The sequence below is a fragment of the Xiashengella succiniciproducens genome (genome assembly GCF_023674465.1).
GTDB classification, from domain to species: Bacteria; Bacteroidota; Bacteroidia; order Bacteroidales; family Marinilabiliaceae; genus Geofilum; species Geofilum succiniciproducens.
The window spans coordinates 2129037-2153879 of record NZ_CP098400.1 but is presented as its reverse complement, the minus strand read 5'-3'; the positions used below and the strand labels follow the sequence as shown (position 1 = coordinate 2153879).

Below are 24843 nucleotides of genomic sequence, written 5' to 3'. Positions count from 1 at the left end.
CATCAGGCACCCTTGTTCAACAGTTACAAAAACTAAACCCTGTTAACGTAAGTATAAACATTATGTTACAAACAGGTCCCGGAAAGCTAATGATTTTTTCCTTCCTGTACCAGTTTTTGTAGGAAAATCATTAAGCGTACTGTGTGGTTGTAATACTTTGATAGAAAGGATATAAGCGGGTAGGATGAAGACAAATATGGATAAGATAGATTACATATTTCTCCTGCTGGTGTACAAATTACACCTAAGCTCTAAACAAAAGAAGACAAAGCTTAATTATTGTTAAAATATATTTGAGATTCAAAGAGACTCTAAGCTCCATAACACTAAATCTAAGGCTATGTTAAAGAAATGTTTGTTGATACTATTTCTGGTTTTTGCAGCCATGTCCGCATGGACTCAGCAGACTGTCAGCGGTACAGTTATAGATGCACAAAACGTACCGGTCCCAGGGGTATCCGTAGTTATTAAGGGTACAGCCATAGGAACAATAACGGATGTAGATGGTAATTTTTCTATTCAGGCCAATCCTGATGATATTCTGGTATTCTCCTTTATCGGTATGGAATCTCAGGAGATTAGTGTCGGTAATCAGACAATATTATATATTACCATGAGATCTGCATTGTTTGACCTCGAAGAGGTTGTAGTGATGGGATATGGCGTACAGAAGAAGAAGCTAAGCACAGGAGCCACCGTTCAGGTGAAGGGTGATGACATCCAAAGGATGAATACTACTTCGGCATTGCAAGCTATTCAGGGACAGACTCCGGGTGTTACAATCAGTTCAACATCAGGACAACCGGGTTCGGATATGAAGGTTACTATTCGTGGTTTGGGTACCATTGGTAATTCTGGTCCCCTATTTATAATCGATGGTATTGAAGGAGATATATCAACAATTTCTCCTGCAGATATTGAGAGTATAGATGTTCTGAAAGATGCTGCATCAGCTGCCATCTATGGTTCTCAGGCTGCCAATGGTGTTGTTCTCATTACCACCAGGGGTGGTCGTAGTGGAAAGGCACAGGTAAGTATAGACTCCTATTATGGAATTCAGCGTGTGGCACGCTATACAGATATGCTCAACAGGGAGGAGTATATTTCCATAATGCAGGAGCAGGCCGCTAACTCGGAAGCTGCTTTATATAACCCTTCGGTTTTTGAAGGAGCTGCAGATACTGACTGGGTACGTCAGATGTTTGTTGAGGATGCGGTTACTCAAGGTTATAATATCGGGATCAGCGGCGGCTCGGATAGATCAATATATGCAATATCACTAAACTACACCGGGCAAGAGGGTGTGGTTGGAGGTCCAAAGGTATCCAATTATGATCGATATGGTTTTCGTATGAACTCTGAGCACAAACTTTACAAGGAAGTACTGAAGGTAGGCCAACATTTAAACGTCAGTCACGTGGTCAGGAACGGGATACAGGTTGGCAATCAATATAATAACTCTCTTAGAGGAGCTTTTATGACCTCTCCATTATCTCCTGTTTACAGCAATAATGGAAAATATGGGCTTCCATATAATGATACAAGTGGTTCGCCTTGGTATGATGGTGACGGTAATCCATACGGATTGATGATGACAAATAATAACCGTGAGAACAAGGATCAGTACCTGCTTGGTGATTTCTATGCCGAGCTGAATCCTATTCAGAACCTGACACTTAAAACATTGTTTGGAATTAACTATTATGCAACAGAATTCCGCAATTTCACACCATTATATCGCTTTTCAATTTATTCCTACAATGAAGATCATACCACTGTAGGACAGGGCATGTCCAAGGGCTACACCCTAACCTGGACAAATACGGCCAACTATTCATTAGTGTTTGATAATCATAATGTTGAAATGCTGGTTGGTTCTGAGTCTATTCAATATCAGGGAATGAATGTTGGAGGATCCAACTGGGATTTGCTTGATCAGTTTAACAACTGGGATTATGCCTATCTGGACAATACAACCGGTCAGGCTACCTTGATTGAAGATGAGAATGGCGATGTCGTCGGAGTTACAGAGAAGCGCACTGTATATGGCGGTCCTTCTGTTGAATCCAGAAGAGTCTCTTATTTTGGTCGTTTAGCATACAACTACGCCGAAAGATACCTTGTTAATGCCACCTTCAGGGCTGATGGTTCTTCAAGGTTTGCTCGAGGTAATCGCTGGGGTTATTTCCCTTCTGTATCAATTGGATGGGTTATCAGTGAAGAAGGCTTTATGGCAGGAACAAAGGGCACTTTGGATTATTTGAAACTAAGAGCCAGTTGGGGGCAGGTTGGTAACCAGAATATTGACAACTTCCAATATGCTTCTCCGATGGTTATAACAAACTACAGCAGTAGCAGCCCGGCTGGATATTACCTGTTTGGTACTTCTCTAGGATCTAACCTTAAAGGTGCATATCCGGGACGTCTTGCAAATCCAAATGTTAAGTGGGAAACCTCGGAACAGATTAACCTAGGTTTTGATGCACGGATGATCAATGGACGTATGGGAATCAATGCTGATTACTATGTAAAGACAACGAAAGATTGGTTAGTTGCCGCACCGATACTTGGAACCGCTGGAACTGGTGCGCCATTCATTAATGGAGGGGATGTTAAAAATACCGGAGTTGAACTTGGAATCAACTGGAATGACAAGGCGGGTGAGCTTAATTATTCACTCTCAGTCAACGGTGCATACAACAAAAATGAAGTAGGATCAATACCAACCGAAGATGGTATAATCCATGGTCAGAGTAATATGTTGTACGATAATTCCGAAGAATTTTACCGTGCACAGAACGGATATGCAGTAGGTTATTTCTGGGGTTTCGAAACTGCAGGCATCTTCCAGAACGAGGCTCAGATTCAGGAGATGAGAAACAAGGGCCTTGGTATCTTTCAAAGTAATCCGAAGCCTGGTGATGTAATCTATGTAGATCAGAACAAAGACGGAAAGATTAATATTGAAGATAAGGTTGACCTAGGTAATGGTATGCCTGACTTTACCTTTGGTTTTAGTGTTAACCTGGAATACAGAAACTTCGATTTTAATGTGACTGCCAATGGAATGGCAGGTAATAAGATCGTACAGTCTTACCGTAATCATGCAAACAAAAAGGCCAATTATACTTCTGCTATTCTCGACCGTTGGACTGGTGAAGGAACATCCAACAGGATACCGAGGGTAACAGATGGTAATGTCAACTGGAACTTCTCCGACCTTTATATACATGATGGCGACTTTCTTAGAATTAGTAATATATCACTTGGTTACGACTTCAGCAAGTTGATCAAATGGGAATATCTGAGCCAACTGAGGCTTTATGGTCAGGTTCAAAATGCTTTCACATTTACGAAGTATAATGGTATGGATCCTGAGATTGGATATGGTACGGATTCATGGGTTTCAGGTATAGACCTGGGTTACTATCCACGCCCAAGAGTATTCCTCCTTGGTGTTAATCTGAAGTTCTAATTCAACTAAAAATTTAGACTATGAAGTCACTAAAAACATATCTTTTAGCCACAGCAGCTGTACTGGGATTGAGCATTGGTTCATGCTCTGAAGACTTCCTTGATGTCGAGCCCAAAACATCATTATTTGATACAAACTTCTACTCTACGCAATTGGATGCAGAGATGGCGCTTATTGGCTGTTATGATGGATGGCAACGTACTAACTCGGATGTAGATGCTTCATTCTACCTTCTGACTGAGATAATGTCTGATGAGTGTTTTGCAGCATTGGGGGTTGGTGATGACCGAAATTATCAGGCTATTGATCGCTTTGATAAGAATGAAGCTCCAGCATACTCTGATCTGGGCAATAATCTGTGGATAAGGTATTATGGAGGTATTTTCAGATGTAACAAGCTCCTGCAGGAGCTTGACAGGATTATCTGGAATGGGGCAACTGCAAGTGAACAGGAAGCTAACCGTAAGCGTGTTGAGGGTGAGGCACGTGTGCTTCGTGCCATACTTTACTTTGACCTCGTACGACTGTTTGGCAATATTCCCTTACTTACTGTACCAACTCAGGAAAACCTTCCACAGGCCAACCCGGATGATGTATATGCTTTGATAGCCGATGATTTACTTTTCGCTGCAGAGAATATACCTGCCGATGCCTATCCAAAGTCAAAGGCTTCTGAGAATGACGGTCGTATTACAAGATGGGCTGCTAAAGCCTTACTGGGTCGTGTTTATCTATATTATACTGGTTATTATGGCAAGCCTGATCTTGTTGGAAAAGTAACAGGACAACAGGCATTACAACATCTGGAGGATGTAATTGCAAGTGAAGAATATGGTCTTCTTGACAATTTCAGGGATTTGTGGCCTGCGTCTAGTATAAAAGTTAAAATTGACAGTGAAGGAAGGAGGGTTGCTGATGGAGCTTCCAATTACCAGCGTGGCCATAAGGAAAGTGTACTGGTTCTTAAGTTCAATTACACTCAAGATTATAATGGCAATCTAGATGGCAATCGCTGGTTGGTAATGATGGGACTCCGCAACTACAGCGTGTTCCCTTATGGAAGGGGATGGGGAGCCTGCACTGTACATCCCTCAATTGTAAATGCTTATGGTGATGGGGACTCTCGTCGATCTGCCTCGATAATTGACCTGAAAGCAGAAAGTATTGAGGACGGATTTGATAAACTGGATGATCAACGTGAATATACCGGTTACAGTGTTAAGAAATATACACCAATGAGTAAGTGGGAAGTCAAGTCTGACGGTAGCATGGAGCTGGTGGATGAGGTTTTTGGATTGGGAGGAGGAGATTTTCAGATATCACAATATCAAGATTGGGTAGTGATACGCTATGCTGATGTACTTCTTATGGCTGCAGAACTTGGCAGTTCCAATGCAACACAGTACTTAAACGATGTACGTCGCAGGGCATATACTACTGATGGTGTGCTTGATCCAAACTTTACAGAGCTGACAGCAACAAAGGAGAATATACTCAAGGAAAGACAACTAGAACTGGCCTTCGAGGGTGTTCGTTATTGGGACCTGCTTCGTCAGGGAGTAGATTATGCTGCATCAGCTATTGCTGAAGAAGATGGAGTAGAGGTGTTATCTGGTCAAAAGTATGATAAGGTGGTAATTAAAGCTGCTAATATCATTGCTAAAAAGGGACTGTTCCAGATTCCAAATACTCAGATTACATTATCTAATAATGTACTTAAACAAAATCCAGGTTGGTAATCTCCTAAAACGTGAACAATGAAAACTTTGAAATTCATAAATATATTAAAGTCAGCATTTGTGGCAACCGTGGTGTTGACAACCGCATGCCAGCCCGATGAGTATGAGTTGGGTCAGGTCCTGAGCAAGAGTGAACTTAAATATGAAGTAGTACAGGATTCGGATGACCCGAACGCAGTGATAATAAAAGCACTGAATCCAGGAACTCAGCCTTACTGGATTACTCCAATGGGACGCAGTACAAAACTGCAGGATACGGTACGAATACCCTTTGCCGGTGACTACACCTTTGTATACGGAGTTATTTCTCGCGGAGGTGTTGTTCAGGCTGATCCATTGGTGGTTACTATTACAACAAACAATTTAAACTATGTTAGCGATCCTTTATGGACACTTCTAACCGGTGGTGTTGGAAATGAAAAAGTCTGGTATCTTGATCTGAATGCTGATGGTGAAAGTCGTTACTTTGCAGGCCCCCTTTATTTCTATGGTACTGATGACAGTTGGGCTACTGTGACCGAAGGACAGACAGTTGAAGGTGATGTATGGAACTGGCAACCGGACTGGAAAGGAAATTCCTGGCTCATGGCAGCAGGCGACTATGGAAGTATGACCTTTAGTCTTAAGGGTAACGCGGTAATAACCGTAGATCATAAAATGCTTGGTAGGCAGGAGTCAGGAACCTTCTTCCTTGATGCTGCTGCCAAAAAGCTCACTATTACAGATGCATCACCGCTTCATGATTCAAATCGGGACGGACATGTGGTCAACTGGGGCGATATCAAGCTAATGTCACTTACAGAAAACACTATGCAGTTGGCTGTCCTCAGGGATAAGGCCTTATCTGGAGAAGATCCCTGCCTTTTGGTTTATAATTTTATATCAAAGGACTATTACGACAACTGGGTCCCTGATGATATGCCAGATCCTGAACCGGTATTGCCTGCAGGATGGAAGGATGATGTTTCAAAGGTTATTGCGGTTACTGATGTGATTACCTGGAAATTATCAACAAGTAATCCTATTGACTGGGCTAATCTGGATGGAAGCAGGATGAATGGTTGGAATCAACCTGCTGATTATCCTGACTGGCTGGGTGTTGTAGATCCTTCAATATATGAAGGCTTCTCACTTCAGATAAATTCTTCAACGGGAGCTGTTGTTTATACTGCACCTGATGGCAATGTGGAGCAAGGTAGTTATACTCTGGATGATAAAGGATTCTACACATTTACAGGTATTAATCCGTCATTTCCGGTAGTTGGATGGGCTAATTTTGAACTTACTGCAGATAAGCAGCTTCGCATATTGTCAATAGAAAAAGACGGTCTTGGAAATCTATCAGGAATGTGGGTCGGAGCTAAGGATCCTGTAAAACCCGAATATGTTGCCTATCACCTTGTGCCTTCAGTAAGCGGTGGAGCTGGTTCTGATCCGGCCGCTATAGTTAAGGGATATCTTTGCTCAAAGACCTGGAAGATTGACTCAGACAGAGAGTATGATGTTGATGCCCCCTGGGCTGAAGGAAGGTACCAAGGACCAGTAATCTTTTCTGATTATGCTTCATGGTCATGGAATCCTCTACCCGGAGAACAATATGGTGCAGGTGAAGTAGGTATTGACTATGGAACAATGAAATTTAATGAGGATGGAACTGTGATCATCAAACAAAGGGTAAGATGCTTTACATATGAGGAAGAGCTTGGTGGTGTAACACAGACATTGGTTAGAAGAGGTCTGCCACAAACAGGTGACGTGCTTGAGACAGATGAGATTGTTACACTCAATGGAATCTGGGTCTTTAATCTTGATACCTGGAGCCTTAAGTTATCTGTTGATATGTTGCACCCATGGACTGCTGACTATGCGGTAGCTGACTGGGGAAATATAACTGTCTTCAGAGCTGAGGAAAATGTTCTTATTTTTCAGGTCATGAGATCTCAGGAATTAAGTGGAGAAGATGCAATGCCTATGGGCTATGTATTTGTTCCGGTTGAGTAATATGACAATTATCTAAGGGTCAAAGGCCCGCGGGCCTTTGACTATGTAATTAGCAGCACCTTATGATGAGAGGAAGCATTAGTATATTATTGATAGGTCTGTTTTGCTTTGGCTGCTTCGCATGCAAGGATGATAAAGATGAAGTTACCCCTATCGAGGAGGAGGAAGTTTACCTGGATGTAAATCCCACCAGCCTTTCTTTTGAGAGTGATGGTGGTGAAAAGGAGGTCAGCATCAATAGCAATGGTTCATGGAATATAGATTTCACCGGAATAAGCTGGGTGCGCCCCAATATTAGTGTATCTAAGGGCGATGCAATAGTTAAATTCACGGCTGATAAAAACAATAGCACAACAAATAGATCAGCTGCAATAACTGTAAGTGCACAGGGGGCGCAACCTGTACGCTTACAGTTAACCCAGGCCCCCGCAGAGGGTGGTTTACCTTCAGGTGAAGATATCTTTAGTTATGAACCTTATATTCAAGTTGATAATACCGGGATGCGTGACCTTAGTTCTCTGGAATTGTCTGAACTAATGGGTGTAGGATGGAATTTGGGCAATTCCCTAGAGGCGGTAATTGTAAATAACGGAGTGTACAGTGGTGGCGAAACTTCATGGGGCAATCCTGCGACCACAAAGGAGTTTATTACAACTGTCAGGGAAGCCGGTTTCAATACTATACGGGTCCCGGTTTCATGGTCGCACAAACTTGCAGACAAGGAAAATATGCTAATATCTCTGCAATGGTTGAAGCGTGTTGAAGAGATTGTAAACTTTGCTCTGGACAATGATATGTTTGTGATAATTAATATTCATTGGGATGGGGGATGGCTTAATCACCCGACCTATGATAAGCAGGATGAAATTAATACCAGACTAGCAAAATACTGGGAACAAATAGCTGCATATTTCAGAGATTATGACGATCATTTGCTATTTGCGGGCACTAATGAGGTTATGATGGAGAACGACTACGGAACTCCTACTGCTGAGTATCTGGCTGTACAAAACTCTTTTAACCAGACCTTTGTCAGTACGGTAAGAGGCACTGGTGGGCGCAATGCTTACAGACATCTTGTAGTACAGGGCTTTAACACAAATATTTCCCATACCGTAAATGGGTTTGTAATGCCTGCGGATGATAAAGAGGATAGATTATTCGCAGAGGTTCACTACTACGATCCCTGGGAGTATACCCTCAAGGAAGATGCGCCATACAATACCCAGTGGGGAAGCATAGCTGAAGGAGGTGATGTCGGCAGCTGGGGACAGGAGGAATGGCTTGAAGAGCAAATGGCTCTGATGAAGACAAACTTTGTGGATAAAGGGATCCCGGTTATTCTGGGCGAATACAGTCCATTACATAGGAAGGATCTGCCTTCAGATAAGTATGAACTGCACCAGGCATCGCGTGTTTACTATATTGAATATCTAACCCGCGAAGCAATTAAGAACGGGCTGGTACCTATCTATTGGGATAACGGTTATGCCGGAAATAATGGTTCAGCAATATTTGACCGAAATAATGGAAAAATAGTTGATCAGGGTGCCCTTGATGCAATAATGAAGGCCAAAGGAGAGAATTAGTATGGTCTACAATCAAAGTTATGTGTAAATTAACGTCTCATTACACAAAGGATTATAGTCCATGAGACACTTTTTTTCTCTTCTTCTGTTTTCTATCCTGGCCTGCATTGCTTCTGCCCAGCAAGCTCATAACTTTTTTCATCGTATCAGCTCAGATCAGGGATTATCCAACAATCAGATAAATGCAATATTTGCAGACAGTAATGGTTACCTCTGGCTGGCTTCCGTATCAGGCCTAAACCGTTTTGACAGTCATACATTCAGGGTGTTTAAAAATGACCCGCGAGACCCAAATTCCCTTCCTGAGAATATTATTACCGATATTTTTGAGGATCACACAGGTAGGTTGTGGTTGCTGACAAATGAGAGTGTTTATTTTTATAACCCTGAAACTGAAACTTTTGGATCCACACATCCATTTCTAGAGATGGATACGACATTGGTACGTGTGGGTGTCAGAACTGTAATGGCAGATGGAGAAGGCAATACATGGATTGGACACAGGGATAGTGGATTATGGTTTTATGATGGTGACAGCAAAACGCTCCAGAATGTCATAATAAGCAGGAAAGACAGTCTTCCAATTAATAGCAGAAGGGTAGTGGACCTGGTTGTTACAGAAAAGATACTTTATGTAGCCTACGAAAGTGCTTATATAGAAATTATTGATCGTAAGAGTTTAGAGTCTATAAGAGTAATAGACATGTATATAGGCAGACCAGCGACCGCTGTCGCTGAGACTTTTAGACTATTTGTTGACTCTGGAGAGCATTTATGGCTTTTCAATCCTCGAAATGACGAGGAGCTTTTTCATTATGATCCAGATAGAGATAAAGTCTCTGTATTTAGGGCACTTGAGTCTGAGGAGAGGTTTCCAGTAGTTTGCATCTCGGATGTAGAAGAGGATAACTTCGGAAGAATATGGGTCGGTACGGATCATGGTGGCCTGTACATTCTAGACAAGGAAAATGGCACATCAACAATATTTAAAAACAAGCCTGGTGATGAGACTAGTATAAGTGCCAACACCATCACTTCCCTTTGTAAGACTAATGATGGAATAATCTGGGTGGGTACGTTCAAAAACGGAGTCAATTACTATCACCCGGAACTGTTTCAATTTGAATGGTATTACTCAAGTCCATCCAATGAGAGCAATTACTTCTCAAATGATGTAAACTGTTTTGCAGAGGATGGCAAAGGTAACCTGTGGATAGGAACAAACGATGACGGTCTTGTCTATTTCGACCGTAAGAACCTGAAATTTACTCATTACAGACACGATCCCAATGATCCGAAAAGTCTTAGCAACAATATAGTTGTCTCACTGCATATGGATCGTAAAGGTCGCCTTTGGGTTGGCACCTATCAGGGAGGACTCAACTGTTTTGTAAACGGCCGTTTTAAGCGTTATATGCCTGATCCGGGTAATCCGTCAAGTATTACGGATAGTCGCATTTGGCAAATAGTGGAGGATAAGGACAATCGTTTATGGATAGGAACACTTGGTGGCGGCTTGGAGTTATATGACGAACGAATTGATGGGTTTATTCATCATAGGCAGGGTACCTTTAATTCGGTCAATTCTGATTATATTCTTGCTCTGTACTCTGATAGTAAAGGTGATTTATGGATAGGTACTTCAAGTGGACTTAATATGCTTGAGACTTCATCGGGACGCTTCAGGAGCTTTTCATCAAGTGCCGGACAAGCGGGCTCACTAAGCCATAGTCATGTACTTTGCATAACAGAAGATGCCCAGGGTAGAATTTGGGTTGGTACACGAAATGGTCTTAACCTTTTTGATCGGGAGAGTGGCACATTCAAAGTTTTTAGAGAAGATGACGGACTTCCTGACCATAATATAATATCAATCCTTCCGGATAGTCGTGGTAATCTGTGGATATCAACCCTTAATGGATTATCGAATCTTAGAACTGACGAAGACCCAAATACTATTACCTGCTACAACTATGATGTGACAAACGGCCTTCAAGCCCGGGAATTCAATGAGCATGCGGCTTTAGGTCTTTCAACTGGTGAACTGGTCTTTGGAGGTGTAAATGGTTTCAATATCTTCCGGCCGGAAGATATTGTCACAAGCCAGAGGAACTATCCTGTAATTCTAAGTAACCTGTATATCAACAATAAAAAGGTTGAGATAGGAGAGGAACTGGGCAACAAGCTTGTTTTGCCCAAGTCACTTAATTTGTGCGAGACTATTTACCTGAAGTATAACCAGAATGAGTTCACGATAGAATTTACTGCTATAAATTTCTTTGATCATGAGAGAACCCGGTATCGCTATATCCTTGAGGGCTTCAATGAAAATTGGATTGAGACCGGTGTAGGCAAGCAGTCTGCTACCTATACCAACCTGAACCCTGGTGACTATACTTTTAGGGTGAAGGCTGCTGCAAGCGATGGTAGCTGGGATAAAAGCCAGGAAGCAATCCTTAAGATTGTTGTAGCCCCTCCATTTTATGCCACAGGCTTTGCTTATGCTGTGTATTTTGTGGTTTTCTGCCTGCTGGTACTACTGCTTACCTATACCATCAGGAGGAGAGCTGAGATGAAGTACCTGAGGCAGCAGGAACTAGATGAGTTTAGGCGAATGAGAGAGCTTGACTCGATGAAGTTGACGTTTTTTACAAATGTAAGCCATGAATTCAGAACTCCTCTTACACTTATACTGACACCTACCGAGAGGCTGCTTAAGGTTATTGATGATGATCAGATAAGGGCACAGATAGAACTGATACAGCGTAATGCACGGCGCCTACTAAATCTGGTCAACCAGCTTCTGGATTTCAGAAAACTTGAACAGGACAATATTCAGCTTAAACCTCTTAAAGGAGACCTGATAAGCTTCCTACATGAAGCATCTAATGCTTTTGTAGATCTATTTGGGAACAAACGGATTGATTTCACCTTCAGCAGTGAGCTGCAGTCCTATGTATGTAGCTTTGACCATGATAAGATCGAGAAGATAGTATTTAACTTACTGTCAAATGCCCATAAGTTTACTTATGAAGAAGGCTGTGTTGAAATGTCTGTAAGTCGCTCAGTACATGGGGGTATTAGACTGGTCGTGAAAGACAGTGGTATTGGAATACCACTTGAAATCCATGAAAAGATCTTTGGGCGTTTCTTCCAGAATCCGGATAATGATGCAGCTTATAATCAGGGGAGCGGTATTGGACTTTCTCTTTGCAGGGAATATGCCAGGATGCATGGCGGACGGATATTTGTAGAGAGCAGCCCCGGATATGGCAGCTCTTTTATCCTTGAGTTGCCTCTCCAAGAAGAGGATCAGGTTATTGATGTGGTAGAGGCAGATAGTATGCAGGATTCAACATGTGAGTCTCCTGGTCTTCCACTTATTCTGGTTGCTGAGGATAATGATGATTTACGTTCTTATCTTAAAGATAACCTGGGACTCAAATATAGAGTACTGGAAGCAGCGGATGGGGTATCAGCTTTCGAACTTGCAGTCAAGAAAATGCCCGGATTGATAGTTAGCGATGTTGTTATGCCCGGCATAGATGGTATAACATTATGCAAAAGACTGAAGGCTGATGAGCGTACTTCTCATATTCCAATAATCCTGCTTACAGCCCGCACTGCCACAGTACACGAGCTTGAGAGTTTAGAAGCAGGGGCTGATGAGTTTATTACAAAACCTTTTAGTTATGCTGTGCTGGAACTTAAGATAGAGAGGCTTATAACCTTACGTAATGAGTGGCATAGCAGGTTCGGGAAACGCTTTGAGATTAAACCAGGTGAGATTGGTATTACCTCACTTGATGAGAAGTTTCTTAATAAAGTACTGAAAATAGTTGAGAAGAACATGGGCAGCAGTGATTTTAATGTTGAAAAACTAAGTAGGGAGCTAGGAGTAAGCAGGGGACATCTATACAATAAATTACTTGCACTGACCGGGAAGACACCAGTTGAATTTATCAGAGTTATGCGTCTGAAGAGAGCTGCTCAATATCTTGAGAAGAGTCAGTTGACAGTTAGTGAGATAGCTTACATGGTAGGATTTAATGACCCAAAGTATTTTTCGCGCTATTTCAAAGAAGAATTTGGAATGGTGCCCTCTGAATATGCAAAAAACGGTCAAGGTTCTGATAATAAACAAATAGAGGAAGGCTGAATATGTGTTTGTCATACCTGCCAAATACATTTTACCACCTCCGGAATACAATTGCGCCATCATTATTAATCAATTTGGAGGGTCTGCTATTGATCCTGTTACTAACTTTAAAATTGGACAGACAATAGTAGTATAAATTAAGATAATGTAAATGATGAAATGTATTGTGAAGTATCTATTAGTGGTAATATTGATGATTACTGTATCCTGCAACCAAGGGGGTTCATTTACCAGAACGGATTCAGGTATTGAGATAAAAACTGAAAAGGGAGAGTTGGTTAGACTCGAAATTATCTCTCCCACGATAATTCATGTGAGAGCAACCATCGCAGGCCAATTTTCTGCAAATGAAAGTCTTGTGGCAATTAGGAAGGCTGATAAAGAAATTAACTATGAGGTTGAGGAAGGTGAGGGATATATATCTCTACTTACTGAAAAACTAATTGCAAGAACCAATCTGGAAACAGGGGAAGTGTCTTTCTTTGATAGGGATGGTAACCTAATAATAAATGAAGCTGAGGGAGGCAGAACCTTCAATAGTATAGAGGTTGATGGAGTTAAGGGATACGAACTGCGTCAGGTATGGAAATCAGCAGATGACACTGAAGGTATTTACGGCTTGGGACAACATCAGGCTCATGAGATGAATTACAAGGGAGCTAATGAGGAACTCTTTCAGTATAATACAAAGGTTTCTGTTCCTTTTATTGTTTCTACAGCAAATTATGGAATTCTATGGGATAATTATTCGTTGTCGCGCTATGGAGATCCAAGGCCCTATGGTCAGATAGATCAATTGGTGTTGTTTGATGCTGAAGGAAAGGAAGGAGCTTTGACTGCCACCTATATGAACAATACTGACGGCTCAGATATTTTTACTGTTAGGCGTGAGGCAAATATAGATTACGAAAATCTGGAAACTGTGAATAATTTCCCGGAAGGATTCAACTTCAATGATTCAAGGATAACCTGGGAAGGGGAGTTCCAACCAAGGGAAGATGGTATATATGATTTTCTGCTGTACTATGCTGGCTATACCAAACTTTGGATTGATGGTGAACTTGTAGCCGACAGGTGGCGTACGGCATGGAACCCATCTGTTGCTAAGATTAAAAAAGAGCTCAAAGCAGGAAATCGTTACAGTATCAAACTAGACTGGCTGCCAGATGGAGGTGTTTCTTACATTGGCCTTAAAGTTCATACCCCAGTAGATCTTGAAGAAAGGAAGAACATCTCATTCTACTCAGAAATGGGAGATGAGATAAACTATTATTTTATCAAGGGCGAATCTATGGATGAGGTAATAGCCGGTTACCGTTATATTACAGGTAAGGCGCAGGTTATGCCAAAGTGGGCAATGGGATTTTGGCAGAGCCGTGAACGATACAAAACGCAGGATGAACTTTTAGGAGCATTGAAGGATTTACGCAAGAATCAGATCCCTGTAGATGTTATTGTTATGGACTGGTTTTACTGGGAGGAGGACAGCTGGGGTAGTCAGAAGTTTGACCTCGAGCGTTTCCCTGATCCCAAGGCTATGGTTGATGAGGTGCATGAAAACAATGCCAAAATCATGATCTCCGTTTGGCCCAAATACTATCATACCACAGATAATTTTAAGCAGTTTGATGAAAAAGGCTGGATGTACAGATTGGCTGTTGAGGACAGTATACGTGACTGGGTAGGTAAAGGATATATAGGTTCATTTTATGATGCATATAATCCTGGAGCCAGAAAACTCTTCTGGGACCAGATAAGAGAAAACCTTTATTCACTTGGTGTTGACGCATGGTGGTTGGATGCTACCGAACCGGATATACTGTCAAATGCAAGTGTTGAATACCGAAAGTTATTGATGAATCCTACCTACCTTGGTCCTTCTACAAAGTATTTTAACGCATATGCCCTGATGAATGCAAAAGGTATCTATGAAGGGCAGCGTGAATTTGATAACAGCAAGCGAGTATTTATCCTCACACGTTCTGGTTTTGCAGGTATGCAACGCTATGGTACTGTTACATGGAGTGGTGATATTGGAACTGTTTGGGAGGATATGAAGGCTCAGATCAGTGCGGGAGTCAATTTTTCTATGTCAGGCCTACCATATTGGACCATGGATAATGGTGGGTTCTGTGTTGAGAAACGCTATGAGAGGGCTGTAGAAGGATCTGAAGATATGAATGAATGGCGTGAACTAAATGCACGTTGGCACCAGTTTGGTACCTTCGTACCATTATTCAGAACCCATGGACAGTATCCCTTTAGAGAAATGTATAACATATCTCCAGTGGGACACCCTGTATATAATACAATGCTGGAGTACAATAAGCTGCGTTACAGATTGCTTCCATATATTTACAGCCTTGCTGGTGCTGTATATCACAAGGACTACACTATTATGAGGGGCATGGCAATGGATTATCCACATGACAAGAATGTCTATGATATCAACGATCAGTATATGTTTGGACCTGCCTTCCTGGTATGTCCTGTATATGAGTACAAGGCCCGCAGCCGTGAGTTGTATCTGCCGGAGGGTAATGATTGGTATAACTTCCACACTGGTGCTTTGATCAATGGTGGTAATAAGTTGAATGCTGATGCACCCTTAGACCGTATACCTCTCTTTGTTCCGGAAGGAGCAATTATACCCTTCGGTCCTGAGCTTCAGTATGCAGAACAGGCTTCTGATGAAACAGTGACCATAGTGGTTTATACAGGTAAAGATGGTGTTTTTACCCTGTATGAGGATGAGGGTAACAACTATAACTACGAGAATGGAGCTTATTCGACAATCGAGTTAAACTATAGCGAAGCTGATCAAAAACTTATTATAGGCAAACGTGAAGGGTCTTTCCCGGGTATGAAGGAAAACAGGCAATTCAGAGTTATCTTTGCCAGTAAGGAAAGGGGATTCGCATACGCACCGTCAAATCTTACAAAAGGACAGGTTTTTAACTACAACGGTGAAGAACTTGTAGTGTCTAAATACTAGTCTTTTCCACGAGGGTATCTCTTTCATACGGGATACCCTTCTTATTCAAAAACGGTTTTAAGGGCAGGGAAAGTACCGGAATAGACTTCTGTACCTGTCTCGCAATAATGTGATTTATATGGCTATGAAAACAAGAATCATTGCAGGCTTGATATTATTTGCATTAAGCCTGGGAGGGCTTAATGCATCCCCACGGGATCGTATCCTAATGGATTTTGACTGGAAATTTGCCTTGGGACATGCGGGAGATCCACGAAGGGATTTTAATCACGGAACTGCTTATTTTACATACCTTGCCAAGGCCGGCTATGGTGACGGACCTGCGGCTGCAAACTTTGATGATCGTAGCTGGAGACCCCTTGATTTGCCACATGACTGGGTAGCCGAACTGCCTTTCGCTCCCAATGCAAGCCATTCACATGGATATAAAACTGTCGGCTATGCTTTCCCGGAATACAGTGTGGGATGGTATAGGAAGCACTTTGTTGTGGAAGAGAAAGAGCGAGGACGGAGGTTTTTCCTTGAGTTTGATGGTGTATTCAGAAATGCAAGGGTTTGGGTCAATGGGTTTTACTGCGGAAACGAACCTAGTGGGTACACCAGTTTCGGTTTTGATATTACTGAGTATCTCAACTTTGGAGGCAGTAATGTAATAGCTGTCAGAGTTGATGCCAGCCTCGAGGAAGGTTGGTTTTACGAAGGTGCAGGCATTTACCGCCATGTCTGGCTTACCAGTACAAAACCCTTATACGTACCGCAATATGGAACCTTTGTGAGGTCAGAACTCAGAGATAATGATGCTGCTGTCTATATTACTACTGAGGTTCGCAATAAGTATCAGGAAAATACCTCCTTCAGAATATTGAATATTATAAAGGATCGAGAGGGAAGGGAAGTAGCTCGTACGCATAGTGTGGAGTATACACTCAGACCACAGGAAGGTGAAAGCTACGATGCCGTAATTGAGGTTGAAAAGCCCAGACTCTGGGATATTGATGACCCCTATCTCTATTCTGTTGAAAGCTGCATTTTGCTGGGAGATACAACTACTGATATTTACACTACTTCTTTTGGCATAAGAACCATTGAGTGGACTGCAGACAAGGGCTTTTTCCTTAATGGAAGGCATGTAAAACTTAAAGGAACCAACAATCATCAGAATCATGCTGGAGTGGGATCAGCTATGCCGGATGCATTGATAGAGTGGCGCTTGGGTCGGTTGAAGGCTATGGGGTGCAATGCTTATCGTACAGCTCATTATCCACCCTCCCCTGCTTTGCTTGATGCTGCCGACAGGATGGGTATTCTGGTACTGTGCGAGAATCGTCTGATGGGTACAACAGATCAAGTGCTGGACTATCTGAGACGTTTAATCATCCGTGACAGGAACCATCCCAGCATCATAGCATGGTCAATAGGAAATGAAGAATGGGCAATAGAGAATAATGAAAGAGGAGCAGCTATGGCTACTCTAATGCAAGACTATGCAAAGCTTTTCGATAACACACGGCCAATTAATGCTGCTGTAAGCGGTAGTTGGGGAAGAGGTATTAGTTCTGTAGTGGAACTTATGGGCTATAACTACCTGTTTCATGGCAATACCGACCTTCATCATGAACGCTTTCCATGGCAGTTTTCTGTCGGCACAGAAGAAGGTTCAACTAATACTACCAGAGGAATCTATGAAGATGATCCGGAAAAGCAATATTTAGCTGCCTATGACAGAGATACGCCAAGTGGCTTCTTTGCAATTCGTAAAGGTTGGCAACACTATGCTGCACGCGACTACTTAGCCGGAATGTTTATCTGGACCGGTTTTGATTACAGGGGGGAACCCACTCCCTTCAGATATCCTTCGGTAGTGTCTTATTTTGGAATGTACGACCTCTGCGGTTTCCCCAAAGACAATGTATACTATCTTAAATCATGGTGGACCAATGAGGAGGTGCTGCATATCCTGCCTCACTGGAACTGGCAGGGACGTGAAGGAGAGCCAATAGATGTGTGGGTATATAGCAATATGGATGAGGTTGAACTCTTCCTCAACAACAAGAGTCTTGGACGTAAGACAATGGAAAAGAATAGCTATCTGAGCTGGGAGGTTCCATTTAAACCTGGCAGTATCAAGGCTGTGGCATTTAAAGATGGAAAGAAAAGATTGGTCAAAGTAGTGGAGACTACCGGGAAGGGGGATAGTTTAAAGCTGGAAGCTGACAAGACAATAATTAAGGCTGACAGAATGGATCTGGCTGTTGTTACTGTGAAAGTAATAGACAACAAGGGACGTACGGTACCTGATGCAGCAAATCTGGTTAGCTTTGACATAAGTGGTCCTGCACGTATTATCGGAGTGGGAAATGGAGATCCTACTTCTCTTGAACCCGATCAGTTTGTCCCTCAATATAAAAGGATTAAACCGGGAAATTGGAAGGCCCATAAGGCTGAAGGTATTGATGTTGATGAGGCTGTCCGTGCTGAATTTGATGCTGTATCATGGGAAGCTGCTTTTCAGATTAAGGGTTTAGAACCAGGGAGCCAGCCGGAACTAACTGTCTATAAGGGTAGTTTCACGCTTACACAGGAAGACATCAAAGGGCAGGTAACATGGTTGTTTAACAGTATTGCTACAGGGCAGTCTGTTTACCTTAATGGTGAGTTGATAGCCAAGAGCTTAAGTGACTCTTACAATAGACATAGTTTAAGATTTGATCCGGCCATGCTTAAGGTTGGAGATAACCATCTGGTGATTCTTGGATATCCACTGGTAAAGCAAAATATATGGGATGAGATGAATACTGATCCAGGTGAAATTTTAATCTATCATGCAGCCCCACAGTGGCAAAGAAAGACATTTAACGGGCTGGCTCAGGTTATAATACAATCAGATGGAGAGCCTGGAGACATTGTCTTAAAAGCAAAGGGAGAGAAGCTAAAAGCATCAGAACTTAGAATAGAAGCAAGATAAAACTGTTGTGGTGCTTTAATATAAATGAGCTTGTCCTTACGGGGCAAGCTCATTTATTATTTGTACTACACTATATGTAAATCATAATGTTTTGCTTCAGCTCTTCCTTAACTGGGGGAGGGCTGTGCTTCTAAAGAACTTATTTTAAGATCAAGTTGTCAAGCTTAGCAAATAATTCCTCTTTTTTTCTGTTAATCTCCTTCCAGACAGACCTTTTAAATTTTCGTGTAATATATAACTTAACGAGATTGCAGGTAATGATAAGCCCTGAGTACCAATAGTAAGCCAGTTTACCGGCAAACGGCAAACTGATAAGGAAGAAAAGTCTCCACCATCCATGTACCCATGGTGACACAGCCCACAGTTCAAGGATGTAAAACAGCGGAAAAACAATTATGGTAAGTACATAGCTAACGCTGCTCCAAAATGCCTGATCCTTTATCTTGGACTTTACAAGTAGGTCAATTCCGAAGTAGGGGAGTGCATTGAAGATTAAACCGTACAAAAAGACAGGGAGTCCGGCTGCCAGACCAAGTATTCTTGCAAGCAGGCAAAGGATGCCCGGTTTAGTGTTTATTGCCAGATTGTTGAGCTTGTTCATGTGAAGCAGATTATTGAAGCCTCTCAGTTCTTTGACCAGGTCAGCAGCCTCATCGGGATGTTCACGTTCAAACTTATCAAGTCTTCCGGTAAGTTTCATATCACTAAGCATACGACCGGATGTTTTTCCCTTGAATTCTTTCGAAAGCTTCTCATCAGTACTATTGGATGACTCTGACAGCCTTCCTTCATGGTGTGTTCCACCGTAAAGCTCTCTTACAAGCTCGAATTCGTCGTAGTATTCAGTACTTTCAATATTTACAGTGAGTTGTCTGGATGCATCCTGCAGTGCAAGCCTAAGCTTCTTCATTGCACTTTGCGGATCATTAAGATATTCGTCATAGTATGATTTGACGGTGATCGGCTTTCCAAAATTAACAATAAGGCTACGGTTGAATTTCCAATAATGGCTGTAATAAATTCCTGTAGGAACTATCTGAATATCCAACTGACCTCCACTCTGTTCCAACGCCATAAAGACAATTCTTGGAATGGCTTTCTTATGCTCTCTAATCTGGCGTTTGAATGTATGCATGGCCTCTGGAAACAGGGCCAGTGCTCCGTTGTTTTCAAGTACCTGGACTGATTTTTTGAAGGTCTCATCGTTTCTGCCAAGACTGTCTATACCGTCGCGCATGCGGTATACAGGCATGATCTTTAGGAAGCGAAGTATGGCATCGATTATCCTGTTTTTACCGAAGATATCAGCCCTTGCAAGCCACACTGGCTGATGACTTACATTCAAAAGAACTGCCATAGGATCACTTAGGGCATTCTGATGGTTGGGGGCAAAGACAATAGGTTTGCCCTGTGGAATATTTTCTCTTCCAAGGACTACCACACGTCTATGTATCATCCTGTCAACGAACCAGATATAATACCTGAAAAGCTGATAACCCCTCGACCTCTTTTCGTAACTCATACCTAAGCGTTATCTCTTTAATTGCGGAGCTTTTCTCGACCAAAGACCGGCTAGTGTAAGTCCGCTTACTATGTGCCAAACGCCCCACCAGGCTGCAATAAAGGCCATGCCGCCAAGTTGCAGTTCTGGCGGAAATATCCTGGGATTGAATATTAGCACAAGCGCCAAACCTGAATTCTGGATAGCTGTCTCAATAGTCACCGACCGCCGGTCGGTGACTGGTAGTTTCATAAACCTTGCAAGAAGATAACCCGCCATTAGGGCCAGGCCATTGTGCAGCAGTACAACAAGGAAGATGTGATGGATATACTTCTTGAATGGATCAAAATTTGCTCCCAGCAGTATAACAATGTATGAAATAAAAATTATTATTGAGCCGGTACGGATAGGCTTTGTAATCTTTGCCGTGAGTCGCGGAAAATAGTTTCGACAGAGCATACCTAACAAAACCGGAAGTCCAAGCAGTAGAAATACTGTAAAGGCTACATCCATAAGGTCTAGTTCGATTGGAACCAGATATGCCGAAGCATCATTACGTTCCAGAATGTTGAGATACAGCTTACCCCACATTGTGAAATTGAGAGGTGTCATTATTACTGCCAGTGATGTGGAAACCGCTGTAAGTCCTACTGAAAGAGCAGTATTCCCTTTGGCCAGGTAACTCATAAAATTCGACACGTTTCCACCCGGGCATGATGCAACCAATATCATTCCAAGAGCAACAGTCGGAGTTGGGCGAATTGCAAGAACCAGTAGAAAGGTAAGGGAGGGGAGAAGGAGGAACTGAGCAACAACTCCGGCAACCAGAGATTTTGGATTTTTCAGCAGGTCAATGAAATGACTCCATCTGATGTCGAGCGCGACCCCAAACATTATCATGGCGATGACTATGTTGAGAGCAAAGAGTCCCTCTTGCGAAAAGTTAAGTATTACCTGATCAAGTACCTTCATTAGCCTTTGCACAAAAAATGAAGTTGCGAAAATAGCAAAACAATTATAAATCTCACGATTTACAATTTAATAATATGCTGTGGCTCTCAATGGTAACATAAACGTATGCCACCCCAAATGCTAAATATGGTGGGTTCTAGCAATGCACAGAAGCATTAACCATAAATTAGTATGTTGAAGAAGATCAGAAATCCTTAGTGTCTTCTTTTTTCACAAGGGTCTTGGTAGACAGAAGACCACATGCAGCGTATATGTCTTCTCCACGTGAGCGGCGAACTGTAGTGACTATTCCTTTTTTATTGAGCTGGTCGGCAAACCACTGCATCCTTTCAGGTGAGGTGCCTTTGAGAGGTGAGTCGGGGATGGAGTGAAACTTTATTAAGTTTATCCTGCACCTTAAGCCGTTGAGTAGTTTGGTGATACCCTTTACATGGTTTGGTGTATCATTCAATCCGTCAAACATGATATACTCAAATGAGATCCTTCTCTGACGGCCAAAGTCGTATTCCCTCAGGGTCTCAACAACATTCTCAATAGAATACACTTGTTGAATCGGCATTAATCTCCGACGCTCTTCATCAAAGGGGGAATGGAGACTTATTGCAAGGTGAGCCTCACTTTCCTCTATAAACCTGCGCATGGCAGGGATGACTCCGATAGTAGATACATTGATACGGCGAGGACTCCAGCCCATACCCCATTCGGAGGTAAGTATCTGAAGGGACTTGAGAACCTGATCCAGATTATCCATAGGCTCACCCATACCCATGTACACCAGGTTGGAGAGCTGGTCACTTTCCTCAATGCTCAATACCTGGTTGATAATCTCTCCTGCACTAAGCTGGGCTTGAAAGCCCTGCTTGCCGGTCATGCAAAAAAGACAGCCCATTTTGCATCCCACCTGTGATGAGACACATAGGGTCTTTCGATTTTCCTCTGGTATGTAAGCTGATTCAATGAACAGATTCCTGTGTGCAGGGAAAAGATATTTCTTTGTGCCATCTACTGAAGTCTGTACACGTGAAGGTGTCGTGCGACCTACAACATATTTATCCTGCAGCATGGCTCTGGCCTTCTTTGACAGGTTGGTCATCTCTTCAATGCCAGCAACCTTCTTCTGATAAAGCCAGTTGCTTATCTGTGATGCTGTAAATCCAGGAAGGTCCAGCTCCTCCACTACCTGTCTGAGTTCTTCAGGCGTCTTTCCTAATAATGCTTCCCTGTTGTCCATCAAAAATAGATCTCCGCAATAATATTATCAAAAGGGACACCTCGTTGAAGCAGGATATCACGTACTTCAACTACCATATCTGCGCTGCCGCAAAGGTAATACTTAATTTCCGGCCTTATATCATTACTTTCTTTTAAATAGGATGTTATCCTCCCTTCAATCAGTCCGGGCCCCTGCTCTCCCGTACAAAATCTCAGATAGCGTCCTTCCATTCTTTCTATAAAAAGATCCTGAAAGAAAAAATTGTCGCGGTAACGCGCTCCGTGCAAAAGGGTACGGTTGGCTGACTCACCCGACTCAGTCATTGACACGAAAGGGGCAATACCTGTGCCTGTGGCTATCCACCAGGAATTTTCGGGCGTTCTGGTAAAACGCCCGAAGGGTGATGAGATATACAACACATCTCCACTCTTCATGACGGCCATAGCTGGTGTAAGTACTCCATCCGGTTTTACATCATAAAGTATGCGCAAAGTCGGATGATCTTTCCCACAGGCAATACTGTACAGCCGTGGCTCATCATCAGGGTGTCGGGCTGCAGCAATAAGTTGTCCCGGGACAAAATCACTATGTTTCTCAATCTCCATTACATACACACCGGGCACAATCTCAGTGTTGGAAATTACGTCCGCAGGTCTTAGTTCTATTCTCCTTCTTCCTGTTCCTGACATTTGATGTTAATACCTTATTTTTAAAACTTCACTTTTCTCACTGATGCTGTTGTCTGCATCCATAACAGCCACCTGGATTGAAAATCGCCCCCTTCCGGGCATTGTTTTGCTTTCGGGTTTGAAGACCCTGCTCCTTGTAATATATTCTGCTTCTCCGCCAGACTCGTTGGCTATATAAACCACATAACGCAATGGTTTTCCAGTAGTATTTGCACCTCTTGGAGCTTCCCAGGTGATAAGGCCGCGCTTGTATTTGAGGTTATTAACAGGTTCAGGCCTTGCTTTGTTCTGAAGCCACTCCATTGGGGGAACAGCTGCGATATCCCTGTACAGGGAATCTTCAAGTAGTTGGTTGAGATTGTTGTTTTTGCGAAGAAAATGGTTGTGGCTGTAAAAGGCACTGCCCTTTACATTTCGTAGACTTCTTGAAAATAATATCTGCTGTTTCAACTCATTAGGGTCATCCCAGTTTTCCTGGGTTCCATTGATTTTGTATATCCCATGCCCAATATACAGGTGCCTGTCAGTGATATTATCATTCCACCACTGGGCAAGCTTCAGGAAGTTGGCCGCTTTGTCGCGTGATGACCAGTAGATCTGAGGTATAACATAATCAATCCATCCCTGATGAGCCCATTTCACCACATCGGCATACAGATGATCATAGGATGTTACCCCTGCTCTGGTGTCACTTCCACGTGGGTCTTCACTCTTGTTGCGCCACACTCCAAAGGGACTGATACCAAATTTCACATAAGCCTTTTCTGCATGAATGGCAGCACTGGCTTCCATTATAAATTTGTCAGTATTGGACCTCCTCCAGTCGTGGATGCTGAGATGACGTTCTTCCTCCGACCTGGCCTCATAGCTTGCTGAATCTTTGAAAACAAAGCCGGTAGCAGGGTATGGGTAGAAATAATCGTCAATATGAATAGCAGCGATGTCGTAGTTTCTTACTAACTCCCTTATAACTTCAGTCAGGTGATGTCTTACTTCCGGTATACCCGGATCGAAATACAACTTACCGTTGTATTCGACAACCCACTCCGGATGAAGTCTGGCAGGATGATTTTCTGTAAGTGAATCAGTACTGTGAAGTGATGCCCTGAAAGGATTTATCCATGCGTGAAGTTCAATATTCCTTTTCTTACATTCATCCACCCAAAACTTAAGCGGGTCAAAACCGCCTTCAGGTGCGTTGCCTTGTTTCCCTGTTAGATAAACAGACCATGGCGCCAGGTTTGTAGGGTAAATGGCATCACCTGAAGGCCTTACCTGCAGGATGATGGTATTCATGCCCATTTTATGATGCAACTCAATTATATTGAGAGCCTCTTTCTTAAGTTCCTCAACACTCAGGGTTCTCTTTGAAGGCCAGTCAATGTTGGTGACTGTAGCAACCCATACACCCCTGAATTCGACAGGAAGTTGCCTGGTTCTGTTATCTGTACTCTCTGAAAAAGCAGGGTGGAAGGCTAATACGAAAAGCAGGGAAAGCGCGCAAGGCTTGAGTAATCGTAACTTCATAAATGTGCCTGAGTTTTG

At 42.6% G+C, this 24843-nt stretch carries 12 protein-coding genes; 7 read left to right on the top strand and 5 right to left on the bottom strand.

Features of this window, described 5'->3' with window-relative positions; translation table 11 throughout:
• Window positions 1-340 precede the first annotated feature (340 nt).
• The 7 genes from M9189_RS09035 to galA all read left to right on the top strand — a co-directional run bounded on the left by M9189_RS09035 (window position 341) and on the right by galA (window position 18923).
• The gene (locus M9189_RS09035; RefSeq protein ID WP_250722515.1) at window positions 341-3475 is read left to right on the top strand and encodes a SusC/RagA family TonB-linked outer membrane protein; all 3135 of its coding nucleotides are present in this window, start codon (window positions 341-343) and stop codon (window positions 3473-3475) included.
• A gap of 20 nt (window positions 3476-3495) precedes the next feature.
• Window positions 3496-5214 (top strand): RagB/SusD family nutrient uptake outer membrane protein, encoded by a 1719-nt coding sequence (locus tag M9189_RS09030; RefSeq protein ID WP_250722513.1) that lies wholly within the window; start codon window positions 3496-3498, stop codon window positions 5212-5214.
• Between the two features lie 18 nt (window positions 5215-5232).
• Complete coding sequence (locus M9189_RS09025; RefSeq protein ID WP_250722511.1) at window positions 5233-7215, top strand: hypothetical protein; 1983 nt, start codon at window positions 5233-5235, stop codon at window positions 7213-7215.
• 62 nt (window positions 7216-7277) lie between these two features.
• Window positions 7278-8804 carry a cellulase family glycosylhydrolase gene (locus tag M9189_RS09020; RefSeq protein WP_250722510.1) on the top strand — a complete coding sequence of 509 codons (1527 nt, stop codon included), beginning with the start codon at window positions 7278-7280 and terminating at the stop codon, window positions 8802-8804.
• 61 nt (window positions 8805-8865) lie between these two features.
• Window positions 8866-12963, top strand: coding sequence for a hybrid sensor histidine kinase/response regulator transcription factor (locus M9189_RS09015; RefSeq protein WP_250722508.1), 4098 nt, complete (start codon window positions 8866-8868; stop codon window positions 12961-12963).
• 166 nt (window positions 12964-13129) lie between these two features.
• Window positions 13130-15958, top strand: a complete 2829-nt coding sequence (locus tag M9189_RS09010; protein WP_250722507.1) for a TIM-barrel domain-containing protein — start codon at window positions 13130-13132, stop codon at window positions 15956-15958.
• Between the two features lie 124 nt (window positions 15959-16082).
• On the top strand, window positions 16083-18923 hold the full coding sequence (gene galA / locus M9189_RS09005; RefSeq protein WP_250722505.1) for a beta-galactosidase GalA: 2841 nt from the start codon (window positions 16083-16085) through the stop codon (window positions 18921-18923).
• 139 nt (window positions 18924-19062) lie between these two features.
• On the opposite strand, the gene M9189_RS09000 is transcribed toward galA, so the two are convergent.
• The 5 genes from M9189_RS09000 to M9189_RS08980 form a co-directional block, all read right to left on the bottom strand.
• Entirely contained in the window at window positions 19063-20445 is a 1383-nt protein-coding gene (locus tag M9189_RS09000) for a 1-acyl-sn-glycerol-3-phosphate acyltransferase (RefSeq protein ID WP_250722503.1), read from the bottom strand.
• Between the two features lie 9 nt (window positions 20446-20454).
• On the bottom strand, window positions 20455-21408 hold the full coding sequence (locus M9189_RS08995; RefSeq protein ID WP_250722502.1) for a bile acid:sodium symporter family protein: 954 nt from the start codon (window positions 21406-21408) through the stop codon (window positions 20455-20457).
• A 172-nt stretch (window positions 21409-21580) separates the two neighbouring features.
• Window positions 21581-22627 carry a dual-specificity RNA methyltransferase RlmN gene (gene rlmN / locus M9189_RS08990; RefSeq protein ID WP_250722501.1) on the bottom strand — a complete coding sequence of 349 codons (1047 nt, stop codon included), beginning with the start codon at window positions 22625-22627 and terminating at the stop codon, window positions 21581-21583.
• Window positions 22627-23298, bottom strand: coding sequence for a ferredoxin reductase domain-containing protein (locus M9189_RS08985; RefSeq protein WP_250722499.1), 672 nt, complete (start codon window positions 23296-23298; stop codon window positions 22627-22629). The genes rlmN and M9189_RS08985 overlap by 1 nt, the downstream gene beginning before the upstream one ends.
• Window positions 23299-23304: 6 nt before the next feature.
• Window positions 23305-24825, bottom strand: a complete 1521-nt coding sequence (locus M9189_RS08980; protein ID WP_250722497.1) for a glycoside hydrolase family 10-like protein — start codon at window positions 24823-24825, stop codon at window positions 23305-23307.
• Window positions 24826-24843: the final 18 nt, after the last annotated feature.

Excerpts from the sequence above, each read along its gene's own strand:
- M9189_RS08985 (WP_250722499.1), bottom strand. The coding sequence starts at position 23,298 with ATGTCAGGAACAGGAAGAAGGAGAATAGAACTAAGACCTGCGGACGTA.
- M9189_RS09025 (WP_250722511.1), top strand. The coding sequence starts at position 5,233 with ATGAAAACTTTGAAATTCATAAATATATTAAAGTCAGCATTTGTGGCA.
- M9189_RS09020 (WP_250722510.1), top strand. The coding sequence starts at position 7,278 with ATGATGAGAGGAAGCATTAGTATATTATTGATAGGTCTGTTTTGCTTT.
- M9189_RS08980 (WP_250722497.1), bottom strand. The coding sequence starts at position 24,825 with ATGAAGTTACGATTACTCAAGCCTTGCGCGCTTTCCCTGCTTTTCGTA.
- M9189_RS09015 (WP_250722508.1), top strand. The coding sequence starts at position 8,866 with ATGAGACACTTTTTTTCTCTTCTTCTGTTTTCTATCCTGGCCTGCATT.
- M9189_RS09030 (WP_250722513.1), top strand. The coding sequence starts at position 3,496 with ATGAAGTCACTAAAAACATATCTTTTAGCCACAGCAGCTGTACTGGGA.
- M9189_RS09035 (WP_250722515.1), top strand. The coding sequence starts at position 341 with ATGTTAAAGAAATGTTTGTTGATACTATTTCTGGTTTTTGCAGCCATG.
- M9189_RS09000 (WP_250722503.1), bottom strand. The coding sequence starts at position 20,445 with ATGAGTTACGAAAAGAGGTCGAGGGGTTATCAGCTTTTCAGGTATTAT.
- rlmN (WP_250722501.1), bottom strand. The coding sequence starts at position 22,627 with ATGGACAACAGGGAAGCATTATTAGGAAAGACGCCTGAAGAACTCAGA.
- galA (WP_250722505.1), top strand. The coding sequence starts at position 16,083 with ATGAAAACAAGAATCATTGCAGGCTTGATATTATTTGCATTAAGCCTG.